The sequence below is a fragment of the Elioraea sp. genome, assembly GCF_051860475.1.
In the GTDB taxonomy this organism is placed as follows: Bacteria; Pseudomonadota; Alphaproteobacteria; order Acetobacterales; family Acetobacteraceae; genus Elioraea.
Genome location: NZ_JBHYDW010000111.1, coordinates 13,110 through 15,530 on the forward strand (window position 1 = coordinate 13,110; position 2,421 = coordinate 15,530).

2 protein-coding genes are annotated in these 2,421 nt (G+C 74.0%); both read left to right on the plus strand.

Translation table 11 applies throughout. The features are described 5' to 3' along the window. A partial coding sequence (locus ACTIFU_RS17245) for a hypothetical protein (protein WP_439579554.1) occupies positions 1-1,094 on the plus strand: 1,094 nt, incomplete at its 5' end. Beyond that, positions 1,091-2,421 (plus strand): tetratricopeptide repeat protein (locus ACTIFU_RS17250; protein WP_439579555.1); only part of this gene is annotated, 1,331 nt, incomplete at its 3' end. The genes ACTIFU_RS17245 and ACTIFU_RS17250, both read left to right, overlap by 4 nt.

Genomic DNA, 2,421 nt, shown 5'->3' on the forward strand with positions numbered 1-2,421 from the left:
CCATGCTGATCGGCGGGGCGAGCGTGCTCGCAGGGCAGGACGCGATCCTGACCGCTGGCGGGCCGCTCACCGTCACGGGGTCCATCGTCGCCGGTGCCGACGCGATCCTGACGAGCGGCGGCGATGTCGCGATCACCGGCAGCGTGATCGCGGGAGCGGATGCGCTGATCGGGGCGGCGGGCGGCATGACCGTCGCCGGCGGCGTCCGTGCCGGACCGGGGGGGGTGCTCATCCTCGGCTTCGGCACCGACTTCACGCTGAACGGCGCGCTCGGTGCGCCCGATGGGCGGATCCTGATCCGCCGCGCCGTGCAGATCCCGGGCGGCACCGGCACCATCGATCTCAACGGCGGCGGCCTCCAGTTCTCGCTCGGCGGGGACCCGCAGATGATCGTGATCGACGCGAGCGGCGATCTGCGTCCGCTCGGCACGCCGGACCCCGGCACCGATGTCGGGCTGCTGCGCGGCGTGCTCGCGGGGCTGATCCTCCAGACACCCGACCAGATCGCCGCCGCCCGCGTCGTCCGGCTGAACGGGTTCCCCTCCTTCGTTGCGCGCGTGACCGGCACGCAGACCGAGTTCGGCCGCCTCGGCGCCGACAGCGCGCAGAGCGACGTCGAGGTCAAGCTCGGCGCGATCAACGCGCCCGGCACGCTGCTCTACGTGTTCGGCGAGGACGGCACGGTCACCTCCAATCCGGGCTTCGTGGACTCGCTGACCCTGCGGGCGATCGGCGTCTACGTGAACGCAGCCGCGGAGGTGAGGATCTTCGGCGTGATCAACGGCGTGGCCGGCGACGCGGCGTCCACCTTCGTGCAGCGGCTCGGCGACCCGCAGTTCCGCCAGCTGATCAACAACTGCGCGATCGGCACCATCGGCTGCACTTTCCTGCCGCTGAACCAGGAGCCGGCGATCTACATCCCGCCCGTCGTCATGCTGGAGGCGGGCGCGCCGCGCTTCGACGAGAGCTCGGTGCCGATCGTCAACACCGGGCCTGAGGACGTGCTCCGCTCCGGCGAGCCGGGCGAGGAGGAGGACGAGGACGAGGAAGCCGCGGCGGCGCCGCAGGAGCCGGCCACGGGAGGCGCGGGATGATCCGGCTGCGGTACGGTCTGCTGGTGCTCGCGCTTGCGGGCTGCGCCGGTCCGCCCGGCACTGTCGGGACAACCGGCGCCGGCCCGGCCGGACCGGCGCTCGGTGATGCCGGCACCACGCTGGCCGGCGAGGCGTGCAGCTTCCGTCGGGTCGGAGGGGCACAGAACCGCGTGGAGATCCTGTGCGGCACCTGGACCGCACCCTCGGCGCGGCTGTTCTCCGCGCCCGGCCGGCAGAACCCGATGGCGGCCGCCGTGAGCCCGGGGTTTGAGGACTACCTCGCCGCAGTCGCGCTGTGCCAGCCGGCGCGTCCTGCCCAGGTGCTCGACAACATTCCGGCGGCGGTGCGCGAGTGCCGACGGCGCGGCGGCGGCGTGCCCCACCTCGCGCTGGTGGCGAGCATCGACGGCACGACCTGGTTCGCCGACGGCGTGACCACCGCCCTGCCGGCGATCGAGGCGACGCTCGCCGCGCTGTCCGGACGCCGCGCGACCGCCACGGTCGCCGCCACGGGCGCCGAGGGGACGCGGGTGCTGGCACTCCAGGTGCGCGGCGATTTCGGCTCGGGCGATGTCGGCCGCTATGACGGGTTGATGCTGCTGGGCTCGCGCCAGAACATCGACCAGGACTTCACCGGTGCCGAAGCGTCCTTCCGCGACGCGCTTGCGCTGCACGGGCGGCTGTTCGGCGCCGACAGCCCCGACCGTGCCGACGCGATGGCGCATCTCGCGCTGCAGCTGTCGAATCTCGGCCGCTACGAGGAGGCGGACGCGCTGTTCGCCACCGCCGCCGAGATCGCCCCGAACGGCTCCGACCCGCAGCTCGCGGCCCGGGTCGCGCATTACCGCGCCTATCATGCGCGCAACCGCGGCCGCGCGGCGGAGGCGGCGCGCTTCGCCGCCGAGGCCGAGCGGCGCTATCTCGCCGCAGCGCCGAACCTGCAGCGGACGCTGCCCACGCTCGACCTCTCCGGCACCGCACCGCGTGCCGCGCCCCGCCTCGGCGCCAATCCGCGCGACCTCAGGCCGTTCATCCCGCTCTCGCTGGTGCGTGACCACGAGAGCGAACTTGCCGCGCAGGGTGTCGCCGATCTCTGGCGGCTGCGCGGCATCCTCGCCTTCGAGGCCGGCGACTGCGGCGTGGCCGAGGGCGAGGCGCTGCGCTCCGCGACGCTGCTGTCGCGGCTCGGCGTGGATCCAGGCGGGGTGCGCTACCGTGCCCAGCGCGTGGTCGGCCGCGCCGCCTCCTGCGAGCATCGGTACGCGGCGGCCGCCTCCGAACTCGGCGACGCGGTGAGCGGGCTTGCCGAGAAGCTCCCTGGTACGGC